The organism is Pseudomonas sp. SJZ080 (assembly GCF_007828295.1).
Lineage (GTDB): Bacteria > Pseudomonadota > Gammaproteobacteria > Pseudomonadales > Pseudomonadaceae > Aquipseudomonas > Aquipseudomonas migulae_A.
The window spans coordinates 455,104-474,333 of record NZ_VIUK01000002.1 but is presented as its reverse complement, the minus strand read 5'-3'; the positions used below and the strand labels follow the sequence as shown (position 1 = coordinate 474,333).

Sequence of the window (19,230 nt, the reverse complement as noted above, 5' to 3'; positions counted from 1 at the left end):
GTTTTTCAACGACGGCCCCCTCGTTGACGCGCGGGTGGATTCGACGGCCGACTGATCTGGTGGCCGGCAGGTCGCGAAGCACTGGCGCGCTGGGCGGATACCTGACTGGCCCGGCCACGACTGGCTTGTGCGTTGGACTGGGCCGGTGATCGCGCGCCGGCGAATGCATTGTTGCGGGCACTGCCCGCGCTGGCGGATGGCCTGTTTTGCGCCATGCCCTGTCCGCGCGGGTTCACCTGAGCGGTCTGCTGCCTGGCTTGCTGGCTCTCCCGAGTGTTTCTGGCATTACCCTGACTTCTGTCGGACGACTTCGCTCTGTCTGTGCCTTGCATCCGATTGTTGGCCGAGGTTGCGGACTGGGCTTCGCGCGCGCGATCCCGGGCTTCGCGGTTGCTGGTGGCAGGTTGTTCGAAGCCGCGCTTGTCCATGGCTCCACGGGCCCGTTCACGAGCCTGGGCCCGCTCGACATTGTCCCCTCGATACGCCTCACGCTGACTGGCACCGTCCAGTTGTCGGCCGTACTGTTCGCGGCTCTTTCTGTCTCGGTAAGGAACACCGTCGCGATGAAGGGTGTTGTGCTGCCACTTGTTCTGATTATTGGTGATTCGGTTGTTGGCGTTGATGTTGTTGTAGCGGTTGACGTCGATGTCGATGTCGTTGTTATCCCAGTCACAGTCACCCCATAGCGCGCCGACGATCGCCACACCGGTACCAAACGCCAGTCCGGCCATTAACGCCGAGCCGGGGTAATAGGCGGGCGGTGGCGGGTAGTAAACAGGGGGGGACGCGGGATAGGACCAGGTCCCGTATGTGGTGGTCGGGTTGTAACTGGGGACGTACACCACCTGTGGATCGGAGGGCTGAATGATGATGGTGGAGGTGCTGCTGGCAGGCGCAGACGCCGAAGTGGCGGTGGTGGGTGCCGGTGCCGCAACGGTTTCGACCGTCACGTTCTGATATTGATTGCTCTGCAGATTGCCTGCCGCTTGCGCCTGATGACGCAGGCGTTGCACTGCCTCCATGGTATCGTCGGGCTGCGCTAGAAAGGCATCCCCCAGGCGTTGTACCCAAACGGGATCCTGCCCCAGCGTTGCCAGCACCTGCGGGAAGGCGACCAGCGCCTGCACACTCGGGTCCCACGTCTGGCTCGCCACTTGTTTGACCGCATCGTCGCCCTTGGCGTCCGGGTGTGACTTGGACCAGGTCACCGCCTCGGTGACTTCGCCGGGGTACGTGGTGGCCATCAGTACCTGGGCCAGCAGCGGATCCGGGTAGAGCGCAATGGGCGCCAGCATTTGATCCAGCTGCTCCTGATTGAACACGGCGTCTTTGACGGCTGCCGTGACGGGCGCGGAATCGGCACCGTTCGCGGTCGCATCCAATGGCTGCGCCAGACAGGAATATCCGTGTAACAACAGTGCCGCGGACACCGCGAAAAATAATGGAATGCGCATTGGCCCCCCACCTGCTCAGGCAGGCTGGAACGGAATGGATCAATGTCAGGAAGGTTAAAGCCGATTTCGCAAGCCAGGCCTCAGCCTCGATGCTGCTCTCTAATGGTAGCAAACATATTTTTGTTGCCATTGATTCACGGTGGCGAATGGCCGAGTGGTCAGCGCCGGGGGAATCGGGTTGACGGTTTGGGGCGGCTACCACTCGGTAGGCCACGGGTGCCGGTCAAGCGTTTCGCCGCTACAATGCGTGCCTCGACCGTGACAAACCAGATAAAAAAACATGTCTCTACCTAAACATCACCTGGAGCTGCTCAGTCCCGCCCGTGACGTGAGCATCGCCCGCGAAGCCATCCTGCATGGTGCCGACGCCGTGTATATCGGTGGCCCAAGCTTCGGCGCCCGCCACAACGCCTGCAATGAGGTGAGTGAAATCGCCGGACTGGTGGAGTTCGCCCGTCGTTACCACGCCCGGGTGTTTACCACTCTCAACACGATCCTGCATGACAACGAGCTGGAGCCGGCGCGCAAGCTGATCCACGAACTGTACGATGCCGGTGTCGATGCGTTGATTGTCCAGGACCTGGGCGTGATGGAGCTGGATATCCCGCCGATCGAGCTGCACGCCAGCACCCAGACCGACATCCGCACCCTGGCGCGGGCGAAGTTCCTTGATCAGGCTGGCTTCTCCCAACTGGTACTCGCCCGCGAACTGAACCTGCAAGAGATTCGCGCCATTGCCGACGAGACCGACGCGGCGATCGAGTTCTTCATTCACGGCGCGCTGTGTGTGGCGTTCTCCGGCCAGTGCAATATTTCCCACGCGCAGAACGGCCGTAGTGCCAACCGTGGCGACTGCTCCCAGGCCTGCCGTTTGCCGTACACCCTCAAGGACGATCAGGGGCGCGTTGTCGCCTACGAAAAACACCTGCTGTCGATGAAGGACAACAACCAGAGCGCCAACATCCGCGCGTTGGTGGAAGCCGGCGTTCGCTCGTTCAAGATCGAAGGGCGCTACAAGGACATGGGCTATGTGAAGAACATCACGGCCTACTACCGCCAGCGCCTGGACGATGTTCTTGAAGATCGTCCGGACCTGGCCCGCGCTTCCAGTGGCCGCACGGCGCACTTCTTCGTGCCCGACCCGGACAAGACCTTCCACCGTGGCAGCACCGACTACTTCGTCAGCGAGCGCAAGATCGACATCGGCGCCTTCGACTCACCGACCTTCACCGGCTTGCCGGTGGGCGTGGTGGAGAAGGTTGGCAAGCGCGACATGCAGGTAGTGACCTTTGAGCCGTTGTCCAACGGCGATGGCCTCAATGTGCAGGTCAAGCGCGAAGTGGTGGGTTTTCGCGCCAATATCGCGGAGCCCAAGGGCGAGTTCGACGAAGATGGCCAGAAGCGCTACCGCTATCGCGTCGAGCCCAACGAGATGCCGGACGGCATGTACAAGCTACGGCCCAACCATCCACTGAGCCGCAACCTGGACCATAACTGGCAGCAAGCCTTGCAGAAGACGTCCGCCGAACGTCGTATCGGCCTGACCTGGGTCGCACGGCTGGACGAGCAGCGTCTGCAACTGACCGCCACCAGCGAGGAGGGCGTCAGCGCCAGCGTGTCCCTGGGCGGCCCGTTCGGTCTGGCCAACAAGCCGGAGCAGGCACTGGAGCAACTGCGAGACCTGCTCGGTCAACTGGGCACCACCGACTACCACGCCACCGCCATTGAACTGGATGCGCCCCAGGCGTTCTTTATCCCCAATTCGCAACTCAAGGCCTTGCGCCGCGAAGCGATCGAAGCGTTGACCGCGGCTCGCCTGCTGGCCCACCCACGTGGAGGTCGCAAGGCCGAAACCAACCCGCCGCCGGTGTACCCGGAATCGCACCTGTCGTTCCTGGCCAACGTCTACAACCAGAAGGCCCGCGACTTCTATCACCGTCATGGTGTGAAGCTGATCGACGCGGCGTTCGAGGCTCACGAGGAAACCGGCGAGGTGCCGGTGATGATCACCAAGCACTGCCTGCGTTTCTCCTTCAACCTTTGCCCCAAGCAAGCCAAAGGCGTCACCGGTGTGCGCACCAAGGTCGCGCCGATGCAACTGGTACACGGTGACGAGGTGCTGACGCTGAAGTTCGACTGCAAGCCGTGTGAGATGCACGTCATCGGCAAGATCAAGGGGCACATCCTCGATCTGCCGCAACCGGGCAGCGTCATGGAACCGATCGTCGGTCACATCAGCCCAGAAGACCTGCTCAAGACGATCCCTCGCGCCCCTCACTGAGCGTGACAGGCGAGCGTGCAGGTGTCCTGTTGCGCTCGCATTGGTTTCGCGTCTGCTTGGCCTCATCGGATGCCAACGTCAGAAGGGACGTTGACGAGGCCCGGCGTCTTTTGCGCTTGACGCAACATGACGTTGCGTCCCGCCCCTATTCTCTGAAGGGGTAGTGCCGCCTATTTTGTAGCCCTGAAAACCATCAATGCGAGTGATCTCTCCTGGAGAGTCACCGCTGTCGAATCTCAGGAGTTTATGGAATGGGCGTTTCTACAAGCGGTACAGCAACGACGATACAAAAGGCTTCAATGACCAGAGGGCTGGTACTTCTGTTTGCGTTTTGTTGCGGTGCCATCGTCGCCAACATCTATTACGCACAACCGATCATCAGCTTGATCGCCCCGGATATCGGCATGTCGAATGGCAGCGCGAGCTTTATTGTTTCGCTGACTCAGATTGGTTATGCCCTTGGATTGTTTTTCCTGGTGCCCTTGGCGGACCTGGTAGAAAACCGCCGGCTGATGATCGCGACGATCGTGATGACGATCTTCAGCCTGGTTGCCGCGGGTCTGGCCAAGCAGCCGAGCGTGTTTCTTGTCGTATCGGCACTCATCGGTTTCAGCTCGGTCTCGGTGCAAATGCTTATCCCGTTGGCCGCGCATCTGGCACCGGAAGAATCTCGTGGCCGGGTGGTGGGCGGGATCATGGGGGGCCTGCTGCTGGGGATTCTGCTTGCGCGGCCGCTGTCGAGCCTGGTGGCAGATCATTTCGGCTGGCGGGCAGTGTTCATCGGGGCTGCTGGCTTGATGCTCATCATCTCCATCGTGATCAGCATGACCATGCCCAAATGGCAGCCGGCCCACCGCGCGTCATATGGTCAGTTGCTGATGTCCCTCGGACAACTGTTTTGCCGCGAGCCGGTATTGCGTCAGCGTGCGCTTTATCAAGGGTTGATGTTTGCGGCGTTCAGTTTGTTCTGGACCGCGGTGCCGCTGGTATTGAGCCGTGAGTTTGGCCTGACGCAAAGTCAGATCGCGATGTTCTCTCTGGTCGGCGCCATCGGTGCCGTCGCCGCACCGATCAGTGGCCGACTCGCTGATGCAGGGCTCACTCGACGGGCCTCACGGTTGGCCATGGTGCTGGGCGTGGTGAGTTTCCTTCCGGCCTTCGTCAATCCTTTATACGGTGTGATTGGTTTGGCAGTCACCGGTGTTGCACTGGATTTTGCGGTGCAGATGAACATGGTGCTGGGCCAAAGAGCCGTCTACGCCCTGGGCACCGCCAACAGAGGCCGTCTGAACGCGTTGTACATGATCAGTATCTTCATTGGCGGTGCAATCGGTTCCTCGGTGGCCAGTTCGCTTTATGAACACGCCAGCTGGTTGGCGATTGCAGCGGTGGGGAGTGGATTGTCACTGGTCTCTCTGGTCGTCTTCTCGATAGTTTCTCGTCGAGCAGCCGGGCAGGGGCAGTGAGTCCATCGGTCACTACAACGCGCATTAGCCAAGGAGTGTCATGGACAAGTTGCTCGCCTTGAAGATGTTCGTCCAGGCTGTGGACTCGAAGGGCTTTTCTTCTGCCGCTCGACAGTTAGGCCTGGCGACATCTTCCGTGACCCGGATGATCGATGGACTTGAGGCGGAGCTGGGCGCCGTCCTGCTCAACCGCTCCACGCGTCAAATCTCGTTGTCAGATGCCGGGGCCGCCTACTACTTGAAAGCCCGGGAGGTCTTGAACGCTGTAGCCGAAGCGGATGCTTCGGTGACTGACCGTGGGGAAGTTCCCGCAGGGCATCTGCGTATTTCCGTTCCGGTGGCATTTGGACGCCGCCTGATCGCGCCTCATATCGATTCGTTTCTGAAGCGTTACCCGCAACTGATATTGGACATGACGCTTTCTGACGACATTGTCGAGTTGCTGGGCGAGCGCGTCGATTTATCGATCCGATTGGGCTCGGCAGCAGCGATGGATGGCGTAGTCAGTCGTTCTGTCGGCCATTTCAGACGTCGGGTGGTTGCCAGTGCCGAGTACCTGAAAACCCGTGGCCTCCCTGAGCATCCAGCTGACCTCTTGCAGCACGAATGCCTGCGCTTCAGTTACGGAACCAAGCAACAGCTTTGGACTTTCCTGAGGGACGGTGAAGAGGCCCGAGTCCCCGTGGAGGGACGCTTTAAAAGCAACAATGCGGAGGTTTTGCGGGAGGTCGCGCTGGCGGGCGGTGGGGTGGCGTTGTTACCTGACTGGCTCGTCAGCGATGATATTGGTGGCGGTCAATTGACGTCGTTGTTCGAGTCATTTGTTGTCAATCCGAACGATGCGAGTTCGGCCATCTCTGCGCTGTATCTCCCCAATCATCGTGGCTCCAGACGCGTCAATGCGTTTATCGATTTCATCAGCGAATTGCTGGGGCCTGAAGGCAGACATCAAAGATCTGACGTATTTCACGACAGGCTACTACGGCGGTAATACGTTAAAAGGCAAAGTCGACATTGATCTTTTTAGCTGATTATTTACCTACGCGGTTGTCGGTCACGCTTTAGGTCCCTTGATTGGGCTAGGGCGGTGCAAGTGATCCTTCACCGCCCTTTTTTTATTCTGAATCCGGATCGATCACGATCCCAGCGCATCCTGCCAGCCCCGTCGCGCCAGCGGCAGGTCCAGCAAACGCTTGCCGGTGGCATCGCTGATGGCATTGCCCAGCGCCGCAGCCATGGGGCCCTGGACGATTTCCGCTGCACCGAGAAAAGGCTGGTCCGGCTGATCAATCATGTGGACCTCGACCTGTTGCGGCAACTCGGGAAAACGCATGATCGGATAGCCGCTCCAGTCGAAGCTGTGCATGCCACTGGCGTCATAGAGGATTCGTTCATAGAGCGTCCAGCTGGCGGACTGCACGATGCCACCCTGGATTTGATTGAGCAGCCCATCGGGGCTGACGATTTGCCCCACATCGACGGCAGCAACCACTCGATCAATCGTGACCTGCCCGGTCTGGCGCTGCACATGCACCTGCACGGCGATTGCGCAGTAGCCCATGATGTTTTTATAGCGGGCGAAGGCGAAGCCGATCCCGCTGCCGGGGCCGGTTGCTTTTTGCGGCCAGCGGAACTCACGGGCCACGCGCTCCACCACCGCCCGAGCACGCGGATCGATCAAGTGACTCAGGCGAAACTGCACCGGATCCACGCTGGCCTGCGCCGCCAGTTCATCGACGGTGCTCTCGATGGCGAACACGTTGATATGGGCACCGAGCGAACGCATGGCCGAGGTCCTGAAGGGCATGGTCAGTACGAAGTTCAGATCGACCTTAAGGTTGGGTATCTCATACAGCGGAACCGCGTTACGGTCACCGTCGCCTTCGGGTTGGGCGATCGGGATCGAAGGGGCAGGGGTGAAGGGGCTTGCCAACAGCCAGGCAGGCAACAGGCGCCCGGCATTGACGATGCGTTCGTTGTGCGGCGTACTCCAGAGCTCGTATGTCCAGTCACGAAGGCGCCCGCTGCTGTCCAGTCCCGCTTCCACTTCGGCAAGCATCGCCGAGCTGTAGGGTTCCCAGAGATTTTCCTGTTCGCGCATCCATTGCACCCGTATCGGTTTGCCCGGTGTGGCCATGGCGATCAGCGCGGCATCGGCTGCCGCGTCATCCGCGCCGTTGTGGCCATAGCAACCGGAGCCTTCGGTGTGGATGCAACGCACCTGGGCCACTGGCAGGCCGACCATCTCGGCGATGCCCATGCGCAGAGGATAGACGCCTTGAGTGTGGGTCCAGACGGTCAGTGTTCCTTCATGGAATCGAGCCACTGCGCAGGACGGCCCGATAGAACCGTGCATGAGGTATTGCTTGGTCACCCGTGCTTTGTAGGCGCGTGGCGCAGGTTGCGCGATGTTGCCCTTGGCGCTCACCGGGTAGCGCCGCGCCGGTAACTCGGTGAGCAGTTGATGGATGTGTGTCGAGTCGGGTAGCGGATTACCTTCTGTCCAGCGGGCAGTGGCATAGCCCTCGCGCATGGCTTTGATCGCCATCCATTCATCGGTGGCGACCACGGCTAGGTAACTGCCGTTGCGGACCAGTTTCACCACACCGGGGAGTTTCCTGAGGGCGGTCTCGTCGATGTCCAGTAACTGACTGCCGCGCCGGGGGGGACGTATCACTCGCGCATGCAGCATTCCGGGCAGACGCATGTCTTGCACATAAGCTGCACCGCCGCTGACCTTGGCTGGAATGTCCAGTCGAGGCAATGATGTGCCGATCAGGGTGAATGTGCTGGCTGGCTTGAAGGGGGAACTGGCCGATGCGAAGCGATGCAATTGAACCCCGACAACCGCTTGTGCGTAGGTCATGCTGCGGCCTTGCGCATCGTAGATGACGGCGTCTCGCGTGCTCAGGCTGTCGATTTTCTGCTGCCATTGCCGTGCCGCAGATTCGAGTAAAAGTTGACGCACCTGGGCCGCGGCGTTGAAAAGCGCAGTGCCGCTGTCGACCATCGTATGGCTGCCCGCGGTGTAACCTTCATTGGGTGTCAGCGCGGTGTCGGCGGTGAGAAAACGGATAAGGCCTGGCGGCACTTCCAGGCGTTCGGCGGCGATCTGCAACAGCGCAGTTTTGACGCCGGTGCCCAGCTCCACTTTGCCGGTGTAGACGGTGATGCCGTCTTTCGCATCGATGCGGATCCAGGCGTCGAGATAGGGCGTGGCCCGCAGACTGCCCGGCAGATCAGGCGCCAGGATTTCGGTGCCCAAGGTATCCACTTCGGTGTCAGCGAAGGCGCGCGGAATACCGGGAAGCATCGCGAAGCCCATCACCAATGCGCCGTTTATCACGAAGGCACGGCGGCTCAGATTGACGTCTTTCGGTGAGGTTTTCATCCCTTGGCTCCCTGCGCGATGACCGACTTGATCGCGGCGAGGATCCGCACATGGGTACCGCAACGACACAAGTTGGGCGCCATGTGGCGACGGATCGTTTCATCGTCCGGCTGAGGGTTGGCCTCCAGCAGCGCCTGTGCCCGTACGATCATTCCCGCGATGCAATAACCGCACTGGGCCGCCTGGACATCGATAAACGCTTTTTGCAGCGGTCCCGGTTGCTCGGCGTTGCCCAGGCTCTCGACGGTACGCACGGATTTGCCCGCCAGCGCGCCGCACGGCGTCAGGCAGGAAAACACCGGTTTGTCGTTCACTAACACAGTGCAGGCGCCGCATTGACCCAGACCGCAGCCGTATTTGGCGCCATTGAGTCCCACCTGGTTGCGCAAGGCATACAGCAACGGCATGTCCTCCGGGATGTCCAGTTCATGAGTCTTGCCGTTGATGTCGAGTGTGATCACGGTTGCTGCTCCTGTGCCCGAATGCTCTCGATGGTTTTCTCCAGGTCCTTCCAGGGTCTGGTCGCGCAGCTCTCGTTGCGCAAGTACTCGGCAAGCGCGGCCACCTGGGCATCGTCCAGGCTATGGGCGAAAGCAGGCATGTAATGGCTCGGCGCAGCGGTGGACATCGGAATGCCCTGCAGGATTGTCTGGATCAAATTGCGTGGCGAGTCGGCCGTCACTGCCGAGGTGTTTGCCAGCGCCGGCCTTGCTTCAATGACGCGCATCGGTGCGGCGCTGCCGTGGCAGCTTGCGCAGGCGCCGTCGAACAATGAGGCGCCCGATAGCGCCTTGGCACCGGGCTTGGCCGTCGAGGCGCAGGGCGGCAATGTCACTGCTGAAGAGGTTTTTTCGAGGTCAAGAATGTACTGCGCAATGGCATGGGCATCTTCCGTTGGCATTTGCGCGATGCTCAGGCTGACCGGCAACATCGGGCCCGCCGCTGCGCCGTGTCCTTGGGCAACCTCGCCCGTCAGATAGGCGACCAACTGGGCTTCATTCCAGGGATGTTCCGCCGTTGCCATTCCTCGCAGGGCAGGGGCCGTCCAGCCATCGACGACACCCCCGTTGAATAGCTCGCTGCTTTTCTCCCCGCCAATCAAATTCAGGGGTGAATGGCAGGATGAGCAGTGCCCGGCGCCTTCGACCAGATAGCGTCCACGGTTCCAGAGCGCTGACCGCTCGGGCAGTGGTTCCAGCGGCTTCCCTTGAAGGAACAACAGGTTCCAGAAAGACACCAGCGGCCGGAAGTTCATGGGGAAAATCATGTGGTTTTCCGGTGCGGTGTATTTGACCGGGTCCACGCTCATCAGGAAGGCGTAGGCATCCGCGATATCGGCGTTGCTCATCTTGCGGTAATGCACATAGGGGAAGGCCGGATAGAGAAAATGGCCATCGCGCGCGATGCCTTCACGCATGGCCCGCTCAAAGGCGTCCAGCGACCATTCACCGATACCGGTTTCCCGGTCCGGTGTGATGTTGGTGGTGAAGAGTGTTCCGAAGGGCGTTACCAGCGGCAAACCGCCCGCCATGTAAGCGCCGCCTGGCCGGGTGTGGCAGACCGCGCAGTCTCCCGCTTCGACAACGCGTCGGCCCCTGTCCAGGGATTCGCGGCCAGCATTCTGATGCTGACTGGCTACGGGAATTTCCGGCCTCCACATCATCCAGAATGCAAACCCTATCCCCACGACGCCGATTGCCAGAACGGCACCGATGATCGTCTTGCGCTTCATCGCCTCACCTCTCCTGAGTTAACGACAGATTTTTCAATCCACCGCTTGCGATTGGCGCACGGCGACTTTCTGGGAGGGAGCTTAGAGAGGGCGGTTGTGATGGAGTACCCCACCAAGACGCAACGCTACATTGCGCTCGGCGCAACGGCGGCAGAATTAACAACGGTTAACTCGCGCAGCCTCGGTCGATGTCCAAAGATAGGTCCTTAAGGAGCGTACCGATGACGTTGAAGGAGTTTCATGGACAAGCTGCTCGCGCTGAAGATGTTCGTCCAGTCGGTCGAGTCCAAGGGCTTTTCGTCTGCCGCCAGACAACTCAATCTGGCCACCTCTTCAGTGACCCGAATGATCGACAGGCTTGAGGATGAGCTCGGTGCCGTGTTGCTGAATCGTTCTACCCGGCAAATCACGTTGACCGATGCCGGTGGTGCTTACTACCTGAAGACCCGGGATATCCTGAACGCCATGGCGGACGCAGACGAATCGGTGTCGGATCGAGGAGAAGTCCCTGCTGGCGAGCTGCGTATTTCAGTGCCCGTGGCGTTTGGACACCGCCTCATCGCCCCTCATATCCGTGCGCTTTTGACGCGTTATCCACTGCTCATCCTGGACATGACCCTGTCCGACGACATCGTCGATTTGCTCGGCGAACGCATCGATCTATCGATCCGGCTGGGGTCGCCTGCGGCGATGGAAGCGGTGATCAGTCGCCGTATCGGCAGCTTTCGCCGCCGGGTAGTTGCCAGCCCTGAGTATCTGAATGCGCGAGGATTTCCCGACCGGCCCATGGACCTCATGCAACACGAGTGCCTGTGCTTCAACTATGGCGCGCCGCAGCAGGTCTGGACATTTGCCGATAAGGGTCAAGAGCTCCGTGTGCCCGTCAATGGGCCATTCAGGAGCAACAATGCCGAGGTCTTGCGTGAAGTCGTGCTGGCCGGCAGCGGAGTGGCGCTGTTGGCAGACTGGCTGGTCGACGACGACATTGACAGTGGTCGCCTGACCTCTTTGTTCGAGGCTTTTGTCGTCAATCCGAACCGCGCAAGTTCGGCGATCTCGGCCCTGTACCTGCCCAATCATCGCGGGTCGAAACGTATCAATGCGTTCATTGATTTCCTGACCGAACTGCTCGGATCGGAAAGTCATCTCGAGGGGTGATCTGCGCACCTTTGCGTTTTACGAAACGCTGCGTTGTGCAACAGGTGGATTCTCTGACGGAGCCCGGGTGCCTACCTTGGGGGTGTGAAAACATTCAACCATGGAGACCCTCATGAGTGTGCACCCATCCACGATTCACGTGACTTACGACTTCATCTGCCCATGGTGCTGGATCGGTGAAGAGCATCTGGAACGCGCACTTGTCGCTGCGAATTTTCCAACTGACCGCCAGGTTGTTTTCCTGCCGTATCAGTTGAACCCGGACATGCCTGTTCAGGGCATGGATCGTAAAACCTATCGCTCCGGCAAGTTCGGCAGCTGGGCGCGTAGCCAGGCCATGGACGCACAGGTTACCCACGCCGGCAGGGCTGTCGGTCTTGAATTCGATTATGAGCGTATCGAAAGGACCCCCAATACCCTGGCGGGTCATCGCCTGGTATGGCGGGAACAACAGGCGGGCCGAGACGCTTCCTTGCTGGTCAAGACCATTTTCAAGGCCTACTTCAGCGAAGGGCGGGATATCGGCGACCTCAATGTGCTGGCGGACATCGCAGCCGAAACAGGGCTGGACCGCGCGGCCACTGTCGACTTTCTCAACACCGATGAAGGCACTGCTGAGGTGTTGAAGCTTGAAGCGATAACCAAGGCATCCGGCGTGCGCTCGGTTCCGAGCATTCAGATCGCAGACGACATGATCAGTGGCGCCCAGCCCGTCGAAGTAATGATCCAGATACTCAGACGAAATCAGGCTGCGTAAGCCGTTTTTTTCAAACCTTATTCATCAGGAATTCATCATGACCCACCATTTGTTCAGCCCCATCAAACTAGGCCAGCTCTCCCTCGATCACCGCGTCGCCATGGCGCCGCTGACTCGCTCCCGTGCGGGGCAACCTGGCAACGTACCGACCTCGATGAACGTCGAGTACTACCGTCAGCGTGCCAGTGCGGCGTTGATCATTACCGAGGCTACCCAGATTTCGCAGCAGGGCCAGGGATACGCCTGGACGCCCGGCATTCATAGCGACGAGCAGATTCAGGGCTGGAAAGCGGTCAGCGAGGCCGTACACGCAGAAGGCGGGCGTATTTTCCTGCAGCTCTGGCATGTGGGGAGGGTGTCACACCCGGTGTTTCAACCCAACGGCGGCTTGCCGGTGGCACCGACCGCGCAGCCGGTGCCCGGCAAGACGTTCATCCTGAATGAAAAGGGCGAGGGCGTCTGGGGTGATGTACCGATTCCCCAGGAACTTGATATTCCGGGCATTGAAGCGATCGTTGCCGATTACCGCAAGGCCGCTCGCAATGCGCTGCTTGCCGGTATGGACGGTGTGGAAATCCACGCGGGTAATGGCTACCTGCTCGATCAATTCATCAACAGTGCCAGCAATCAGCGCAGTGATCGCTACGGTGGAAGTATCGAAAACCGTGCACGGCTGTTGCTTGAAGTCGTGGAGGCCGTGACCGAAGAAGCCGGTGCCGAGCGTGTTGCCGTTCGCCTGACACCGATGGGGCGTTTCATGGGGATGGACGATGACACCCCGGAACAGACCTTTGGCTACATTGCATCCCGGCTCAACCACTGGAATCTCGCTTACCTGCACCTGGTAGAACCGATGATGGTCGGCACCGTGCTCGACGAAAGTAACGATCCACGCTGGGACGCGATCATCAAACAACTGCGCAGCGATTTCCACGGCGTCCTGATGCTGGCGGGTGGTTACACCGGCGAAACGGCCGAACAGGCCATTGCGCAGGGGCGTGCCGACCTGATCGCTTTCGGTCGCCCGTTCATTGCCAACCCCGACTTGCCGGCTCGCTTGCGTGGCCGTAACGAACTCAATCTGGCAGACGGCAGCAGCTTTTTTGGCGGCGACGCCAAGGGCTACATCGACTATCCGGTGTTGGCATAACGCAGGGTGGGAATCACCAGGCTACGAGGAGAAAGGTAATGAAGAGTCCAGACGTTCCGAAGGCCCTGGTCATTGGTGGTTCCCTGGGCGGATTGTTCGCCGCGACGGCGTTGCGTGCGATTGGCTGGCACGTCGACATTTTCGAGCGATCCCCCGCAGCGATGGATAGCCGTGGCGGTGGCATCGTTCTGCAAGCGGATGTCTTGCAACATTTTCGCTATGCGCGCATCGATCATGCCAATGCGCTCGGTGTCCGGTCCCATGATCGTCTCTATCTGGATCGCGCCGGCACCGTCGTGCACAAAGAGCCGATGCCGCAAACCCAGACGTCCTGGAACACGCTTTACAACGCATTGTTCTCAGCGTTCCCTGCCGAGCACTATCACCGTGGCAAGACGTTGGTTGACCTGATTGAGAATGAGCAACGCGTGACGGCGATTTTTGAGGATGGCAGCCGCGTCGAGGGGGATCTGTTGATCGGTGCCGATGGCGCGGGTTCAACCGTGCGAAGCCTGGTGTTGCCAGGCACAGGGTATTCCTATTCCGGCTATGTGGTCTGGCGTGGTCTGGTCGATGAGCACCGGCTTCCAGACTTCGCACAGGCGCAAATCTACGAGGACTTTGTGTTTCAGCAGGACCCTGAGTCGCTGATGCTGGAATACATGGTGCCGGGCCTGAACGGCTCGGTTAATCCTGGCGAGCGACGGTTCAACTGGCTCTGGTATCTGAAAGCGGCACAAGGGCCGGAACTGGACGCTGTGCTCACTGATAAACATGGCCATCGCCGTAGCCACTCTGTTCCACCCGGGGCTTTGGCCTCCGAGCAGGATGCCTATATTCGAGAGAGGGGTGAGCAGCATGCCAACCCTGCTTTTCGTGAACTGATTCGCCAGACCAAGGATATATTTGTACAGGCGATTCTTGATCTCAACGTCCCCCGAATGGTGTTTGGCCGCGTGCTGTTGACGGGCGACGCTGCTTTTGTGCCGCGCCCTCACACGGCGGGAAGCACGGCCAAGGCGGCCCGCAATGCACTGGCCCTGGCGCAAGCGATCGAAGACATTGGCGACATCGATAAAGCCTTGCTGGCCTGGCAGCGACTGCAACTTGCAGAAGGCAAGCGCATGGGGGACTGGGGTGTGAGCATGGGCAACCGGATCATGGGCATCAGTTGATCCTGATTGGCATTGTGCGTTTCGTTCCGGTGAGTCCCGGGGTTGAGCACAGCCATGCAAGACACTCAGAGCCTGGTCATGCATAGTCATCAACTTCACTTTTCGATCATGGACTCCGCTTATGGACAAGTTGCTGGCGCTGAAAATGTTTGTCGAAACGGTACGCTGTGGTGGTTATTCGGCAGCAGCGCGCAAGCTTGGCATCTCCACTTCGTCGGTGACGCGGCAGGTCGCGGGGCTGGAAAGTGAGCTGGGCGCCAGCCTGCTTAACCGCACCACGCGCAATACCAGCGTCACGGTGGCGGGGCAGAGCTATTTCGACAAAGCCGTGGCGATCCTCGAAGCAATCGATGAAGCCGACGCCGTCGTTGCCGACCGTGGCAGCGAAGCCCAAGGGCGTTTACGGGCCAGCGTTCCAGTGGAATTCGGCCGGCGTATCATCGCTCCCCATTTGAGTCGGCTGCTCGATCGCCATCCGGGCCTGGAGATCAGCCTCTCGCTGAGTGACGAGGTCAGTGACCTGCTGAGCGAGCAGATCGATGTGTCGGTGCGTCTCGGTTCATCGGTTGTCAGTGATGACATCGTCAGCAAGAAGGTGGGTGATTTCCAGCGTTGGGTGGTGGCGAGTCCCGAATACCTGACGCGTACCGGATTACCCCGACACCCCCGTGATCTGCTGGACCATCAGTGCTTGCGTTTTGATTACCGCACCGGCCACCACAATTGGACATTCCAGGGCGATGAGGAAGTCATCCGCTTGAATGTGCAGGGCAGGCTGCAAAGCAACAATGCCGACATTCTGCGGGAGGCGGCGTTGGCCGGTGGCGGGGTGACGCTGCTGGCCGATTGGCTGGTGCGTGACGATGTTGGCGCGGGTCGGCTGACCCGCGTGCTGGAGCAGTATGAGGTCAACCCCGGTAGTGCGAGCACCTGCATCAATGCGCTGTATCTGCCCAACCATCGCGGCTCCAGTCGCATCAATGTGTTCATAGAATTTCTTCAGGAAATACTCGCCCCCTGAGCATGTCTTGTGAAACCGGATTCAGATCACCCGACAAACCTCCTCCAGCGGACGCGGATCGATCCAGTCGCGGACATCGAAGCGTTGGGGAATGAAGTCCCAACGCTGGAGGAAGTCCGTCAGGTGTTGCAGGGCGGTGATCGAGGTTTCGTCGAGGGGCAAGCAGTCGGCGCGAATCAGGCGTCCTGAAGGCTCGAACAAAAGAGGGCGAGCAGGAGGCTGTTAATCCCGGCGCTTGAAGGCCCCCGGTCCCCTCAGTACCCCCCATAGCATAGCGAGCGTTAATGCGACGGATACAATGAAAGAAAAAGCCTTGAGCAACAGATTCGAAAAGAAGCGCTTTTGCAGCTCTTCATATACAACGTTTTCCATCATCGTGTGCGGACGATATGTCGTTACCGCATTGAAATCCGAAATGGTCAGAGCGTCATATAGATTCAGGCCCATCCCATAAGCAACGAATAGGAATACCAGCGCACCGATGAAACAGTAAATGCGGAAGCGAATAGCTGCGAACACAAAAGCTCCATCTTTCTAATCAGCTGATAACGAGTAGGCGGTTGACAGTCGCATTTTAGCGCGCATACGACAGGCCGAATAGCTCTCTGGGGGGAATCGAAAAGCAGACGTGGCGTCTGTTCGCAAGGCGCAAAAGACGCAAACTATTCAACCATAAACCGACCCCGCAGGAACATTTGGATATCCATAGCCCTCGGCAACTGACAGCGTAGCTTCTGGGAACCAAAGAAATGTCCGCTCTGGACAATCGAAAGCAGTCCCTCTCGACCGGTTGAATCCACAGCCAAAACCAGCCCTTCCCTAAATCGAGAGCAGGCTTCAGCAATAGCCCCTTCCTCAGCGCTTGTAACGTAGCGCATCAACCACTACGCCAAACGCAGACGAATGTTCTCGGCAGTTAGGGTAGTAGAGGTGATACCCGGGAAAGGGTTGGCACCAGTCCTCCAGCACCCGCACCCAGGCCCCCGTCAGCAATTTCCTTCTGCACCATATCTTCGGGCAGGAAAGCCAGCCCGCAGCCGGCGACGGCTGCGCGCAGGGTGGGCAGGAGGTGGATGAAATTGGCCGAGAAATTGCCGCGAGTCGAGAAAGCGAAGTCAGCCAGACGGCGGCAATCTGATACTGTTTTTTATGTTGGATCTGAGCCTTTTTTTAGTTGGTCGGTGCTCTATAGAGTGCGCGTCCGACGCACTAGTGGACAGTGATCGGCCGCCTACTATTCCAGGCTCTCTGAAGACCGGACGACCTCGAGAGTCTTCAGGAACCACCATGAATACTCGTCCAGGTTTTCACAGCAAGACATTCCCTGAGTCGCAACGTGACATTCTCGGTATGATCGCGACCGATCATCATCTGGTCGACATACTCTGCGCCATTTGCCAGATGCTTGACGATCAGGCCCCCGAAACCTTCTGCTCGATACTGCTCACTGATGCCGAGGGCAAACGCTTGCTTAGCGGCGCGGCGCCCAGCCTCCCGGTCGAATACAGTGACGCGATTCATGGAATGCTGATTGGGCCACATGAAGGAACCTGTGGCACCGCAGCGTTCCGGCGCGAGCTTGTGGTCACCGAAGACATCGCCCGAGATCCAAACTGGGAGCGTTTTCGAGGCCTGGCGCTGGGGCATAACCTGCGTTCCTGCTGGTCGGTGCCTTTGCTCTCCCATCTGGGAAGCGTGTTGGGTACGTTTGCCCTGTATCAGAACCGCACGAATGCGCCGGATGAGGCGCAAATTCAACGACTGGCCCGCGCGGCCCAGCTGGCAGTCATTGCGATCCGGCATGAGCGTGACGGCCAACGTCTGGAGGAAAGCGAACAACGTTTTCGTTCATTGTTTACCTACAACCCCAACCCGGTGTTCGCCCTCGATCTGGCCGGCAACATCCAGAGTGTGAATCCGGCAGGCCTGAAGCTGAAACCGCACACCGCGACCGACTTCATTGGTCATCACTTTTCCCATCTGGTACTCGAAGAAGACCTGGAACGGGTCAGTCAGCATTTTTCCGCAGCCCGCGCCGGAGAACCTCAGCGCTTCGAGGCACGGGTTCTCGACGAGAGTCAAAAACTGCTGACCATGGACATCTCTAATCTGCCGATCATGGTCAACGGTGAGATCGTCGGGGTATTTGGCATTGCCCGTGACATCAGCGAGCAGAAGCATTTCGAGCGCCAATTGAGCTTCAACGCCAGCCATGACCGCCTGACCGGTTTGCTTAACCGTGTTTCGCTTGAAGACCGGCTTGTTCTGGATTGTCACATCAGCCGTCGGCGTGAGCGTCGTCTGGCGGTGATGTGCATTGATCTGGATGGGTTCAAATCCATCAACGATTCGATCGGACATTACTTCGGCGATCAGGTGCTGATTGAGGTGGCGCAGCGTATGACCCGGCAGGTTCGTCCCGGCGATACCGTCGTGCGCATGGGCGGTGACGAATTTATCGTGCTGCTGCCGGACCTGCTTCGTGATGAGGACGTTGTACCGGTGGTCGAGCGCTTGATGGCCAGCATTGCCAGACCCTACTGCATCCAGGGCATTGACCTGCACGTGAGTGCAAGTATCGGCATCACCTTGAGCGATGGTCACATCGAGCAGCCGATGCAACTGATCCAGCAGGCTGACATGGCCATGTACAAAGCCAAGCAGCAAGGGCGCAATAACTTTCAGTGGTACACCAGCGATCTTAATCAGCGCGTTTGCGAGCACGCGAGCCTGCGCAATGACCTGCAAAAGGCTATCGAAACTCAGTCGTTCAAGCTGCATTATCAACCGCAGATAGACGCGCTCACGAGTCGGGTGGTCGGGATCGAAGCGTTGTTGCGCTGGGAACATCCGGAAAAAGGATTCATCTCACCAGCGGTGTTTGTGCCGGTGGCAGAGGACAGTGGTCAGATCATCCCGCTGAGCCTTTGGGTACTCGATACGGCCTGCGCGCAGCTGCGCCAGCTAGGCGAGCAGGGCATCACGGGCATTTCGATGGCGGTGAATATTTCGCCGATGCATTTTCAGCGTGGCCATTTCGTCCAGTGTGTCCAAGCCAGCCTGGAGAAACATGGACTGCGTGGAGAGCAGTTGGAGTTGGAGATCACCGAGTCGCTTCTGTTGCATAACGCTGAACAGGCGATCGACACGTTGCACCAGCTCAAGGCGTTGGGGGTGCTCATTGCGCTCGATGATTTTGGCACCGGTTTTTCCAGCCTCAGCTACCTCAAGCGTTTGCCCATCGACAAGATCAAGATCGACCGCTCGTTCATCCAGGAAATCGCCACTGACCATCACGATGCAGCGATCACCCAAGGCATTATTTCCATGGCCCATCACCTCAGCCTTACGGTGGTCGCCGAAGGCGTGGAAACGGCGTCTCAGGTGGATTTTCTGAAGGGCAGTCGCTGCGATGTTTTTCAGGGGTATTACTTTGCCAAACCGATGCCCTATGCAGAAATCGAAGCTTTCCTGAGCCATCCCGCGTCCCATCCCTGACCGCCAATTCTGTCTGGACCCAGACCTGAAAATCAGACGCTAAGGCAAATTTTCAGACCCCAGCGCAGAACTCCCTCTCCTCAGGCAAGGCGCTCCCCGCGCCTTTCTCACACACTCGGCTCTAACGCTATCGCGCTGCACAACAAC

General features: G+C 59.1%; 15 protein-coding genes and 1 pseudogene. 9 read left to right on the top strand and 7 right to left on the bottom strand.

Features of this window, described 5'->3' with window-relative positions:
- Positions 1 to 5 precede the first annotated feature (5 nt).
- Entirely contained in the window at positions 6 to 1,454 is a 1,449-nt protein-coding gene (locus tag FBY04_RS04585; RefSeq protein WP_145314650.1) for a DUF3300 domain-containing protein, read from the bottom strand.
- Between the two features lie 280 nt (positions 1,455 to 1,734).
- On the opposite strand from FBY04_RS04585, the gene FBY04_RS04580 reads away from it, so the two are divergent.
- From FBY04_RS04580 to FBY04_RS04570, 3 genes are all read left to right on the top strand, one after another.
- Positions 1,735 to 3,735 carry a U32 family peptidase gene (locus FBY04_RS04580; protein WP_145314649.1) on the top strand — a complete coding sequence of 667 codons (2,001 nt, stop codon included), beginning with the start codon at positions 1,735 to 1,737 and terminating at the stop codon, positions 3,733 to 3,735.
- Between the two features lie 251 nt (positions 3,736 to 3,986).
- On the top strand, positions 3,987 to 5,201 hold the full coding sequence (locus FBY04_RS04575) for an MFS transporter (protein WP_145314648.1): 1,215 nt from the start codon (positions 3,987 to 3,989) through the stop codon (positions 5,199 to 5,201).
- A gap of 40 nt (positions 5,202 to 5,241) precedes the next feature.
- Positions 5,242 to 6,192, top strand: a complete 951-nt coding sequence (locus FBY04_RS04570; RefSeq protein ID WP_145314647.1) for a LysR family transcriptional regulator — start codon at positions 5,242 to 5,244, stop codon at positions 6,190 to 6,192.
- Between the two features lie 144 nt (positions 6,193 to 6,336).
- Here the strand turns inward: FBY04_RS04570 and FBY04_RS04565 are convergent, their stop codons facing one another.
- The 3 genes from FBY04_RS04565 to FBY04_RS04555 are packed head-to-tail and all read right to left on the bottom strand — an operon-like array spanning position 6,337 to position 10,324.
- The gene (locus FBY04_RS04565; RefSeq protein WP_145314646.1) at positions 6,337 to 8,592 is read right to left on the bottom strand and encodes a molybdopterin cofactor-binding domain-containing protein; all 2,256 of its coding nucleotides are present in this window, start codon (positions 8,590 to 8,592) and stop codon (positions 6,337 to 6,339) included.
- The gene (locus FBY04_RS04560; protein WP_145314645.1) at positions 8,589 to 9,053 is read right to left on the bottom strand and encodes a (2Fe-2S)-binding protein; all 465 of its coding nucleotides are present in this window, start codon (positions 9,051 to 9,053) and stop codon (positions 8,589 to 8,591) included. The genes FBY04_RS04565 and FBY04_RS04560 overlap by 4 nt, the downstream gene beginning before the upstream one ends.
- Entirely contained in the window at positions 9,050 to 10,324 is a 1,275-nt protein-coding gene (locus FBY04_RS04555; protein WP_145314644.1) for a c-type cytochrome, read from the bottom strand. Before FBY04_RS04555 ends, FBY04_RS04560 begins: the two co-directional genes overlap by 4 nt.
- Positions 10,325 to 10,564: 240 nt before the next feature.
- On the opposite strand from FBY04_RS04555, the gene FBY04_RS04550 reads away from it, so the two are divergent.
- The 5 genes from FBY04_RS04550 to FBY04_RS04530 all read left to right on the top strand — a co-directional run bounded on the left by FBY04_RS04550 (position 10,565) and on the right by FBY04_RS04530 (position 15,585).
- Positions 10,565 to 11,482 carry a LysR family transcriptional regulator gene (locus FBY04_RS04550; protein ID WP_145314643.1) on the top strand — a complete coding sequence of 306 codons (918 nt, stop codon included), beginning with the start codon at positions 10,565 to 10,567 and terminating at the stop codon, positions 11,480 to 11,482.
- A gap of 112 nt (positions 11,483 to 11,594) precedes the next feature.
- Positions 11,595 to 12,239, top strand: a complete 645-nt coding sequence (locus FBY04_RS04545; protein WP_084321459.1) for a DsbA family oxidoreductase — start codon at positions 11,595 to 11,597, stop codon at positions 12,237 to 12,239.
- A gap of 37 nt (positions 12,240 to 12,276) precedes the next feature.
- Entirely contained in the window at positions 12,277 to 13,389 is a 1,113-nt protein-coding gene (locus FBY04_RS04540) for an alkene reductase (protein WP_145314642.1), read from the top strand.
- Positions 13,390 to 13,427: 38 nt separating this feature from the next.
- Positions 13,428 to 14,564 carry an FAD binding domain-containing protein gene (locus tag FBY04_RS04535; RefSeq protein ID WP_145314641.1) on the top strand — a complete coding sequence of 379 codons (1,137 nt, stop codon included), beginning with the start codon at positions 13,428 to 13,430 and terminating at the stop codon, positions 14,562 to 14,564.
- Between the two features lie 121 nt (positions 14,565 to 14,685).
- Complete coding sequence (locus tag FBY04_RS04530; RefSeq protein ID WP_084321453.1) at positions 14,686 to 15,585, top strand: LysR family transcriptional regulator; 900 nt, start codon at positions 14,686 to 14,688, stop codon at positions 15,583 to 15,585.
- A gap of 21 nt (positions 15,586 to 15,606) precedes the next feature.
- Here FBY04_RS04530 and FBY04_RS04525 read toward each other — a convergent pair whose 3' ends face one another.
- The 3 genes and pseudogenes from FBY04_RS04525 to FBY04_RS04515 all read right to left on the bottom strand — a co-directional run.
- Positions 15,607 to 15,786, bottom strand: a complete 180-nt coding sequence (locus FBY04_RS04525) for a hypothetical protein (RefSeq protein WP_371927699.1) — start codon at positions 15,784 to 15,786, stop codon at positions 15,607 to 15,609.
- A gap of 21 nt (positions 15,787 to 15,807) precedes the next feature.
- The gene (locus FBY04_RS04520; protein ID WP_084321451.1) at positions 15,808 to 16,104 is read right to left on the bottom strand and encodes a hypothetical protein; all 297 of its coding nucleotides are present in this window, start codon (positions 16,102 to 16,104) and stop codon (positions 15,808 to 15,810) included.
- Positions 16,105 to 16,440: 336 nt separating this feature from the next.
- A pseudogene (locus FBY04_RS04515) lies at positions 16,441 to 16,651 on the bottom strand (LysR substrate-binding domain-containing protein); the annotation flags it as partial.
- 221 nt (positions 16,652 to 16,872) lie between these two features.
- On the opposite strand from FBY04_RS04515, the gene FBY04_RS04510 reads away from it, so the two are divergent.
- On the top strand, positions 16,873 to 19,083 hold the full coding sequence (locus FBY04_RS04510) for a bifunctional diguanylate cyclase/phosphodiesterase (protein WP_145314640.1): 2,211 nt from the start codon (positions 16,873 to 16,875) through the stop codon (positions 19,081 to 19,083).
- The last annotated feature ends 147 nt before the right edge of the window (positions 19,084 to 19,230 follow it).

Excerpts from the sequence above, each read along its gene's own strand:
- FBY04_RS04510 (WP_145314640.1), top strand. The coding sequence starts at position 16,873 with ATGAATACTCGTCCAGGTTTTCACAGCAAGACATTCCCTGAGTCGCAA.
- FBY04_RS04565 (WP_145314646.1), bottom strand. The coding sequence starts at position 8,592 with ATGAAAACCTCACCGAAAGACGTCAATCTGAGCCGCCGTGCCTTCGTG.
- FBY04_RS04545 (WP_084321459.1), top strand. The coding sequence starts at position 11,595 with ATGAGTGTGCACCCATCCACGATTCACGTGACTTACGACTTCATCTGC.
- FBY04_RS04530 (WP_084321453.1), top strand. The coding sequence starts at position 14,686 with ATGGACAAGTTGCTGGCGCTGAAAATGTTTGTCGAAACGGTACGCTGT.
- FBY04_RS04550 (WP_145314643.1), top strand. The coding sequence starts at position 10,565 with ATGGACAAGCTGCTCGCGCTGAAGATGTTCGTCCAGTCGGTCGAGTCC.
- FBY04_RS04570 (WP_145314647.1), top strand. The coding sequence starts at position 5,242 with ATGGACAAGTTGCTCGCCTTGAAGATGTTCGTCCAGGCTGTGGACTCG.
- FBY04_RS04540 (WP_145314642.1), top strand. The coding sequence starts at position 12,277 with ATGACCCACCATTTGTTCAGCCCCATCAAACTAGGCCAGCTCTCCCTC.
- FBY04_RS04555 (WP_145314644.1), bottom strand. The coding sequence starts at position 10,324 with ATGAAGCGCAAGACGATCATCGGTGCCGTTCTGGCAATCGGCGTCGTG.
- FBY04_RS04535 (WP_145314641.1), top strand. The coding sequence starts at position 13,428 with ATGAAGAGTCCAGACGTTCCGAAGGCCCTGGTCATTGGTGGTTCCCTG.
- FBY04_RS04575 (WP_145314648.1), top strand. The coding sequence starts at position 3,987 with ATGGGCGTTTCTACAAGCGGTACAGCAACGACGATACAAAAGGCTTCA.
- FBY04_RS04585 (WP_145314650.1), bottom strand. The coding sequence starts at position 1,454 with ATGCGCATTCCATTATTTTTCGCGGTGTCCGCGGCACTGTTGTTACAC.
- FBY04_RS04580 (WP_145314649.1), top strand. The coding sequence starts at position 1,735 with ATGTCTCTACCTAAACATCACCTGGAGCTGCTCAGTCCCGCCCGTGAC.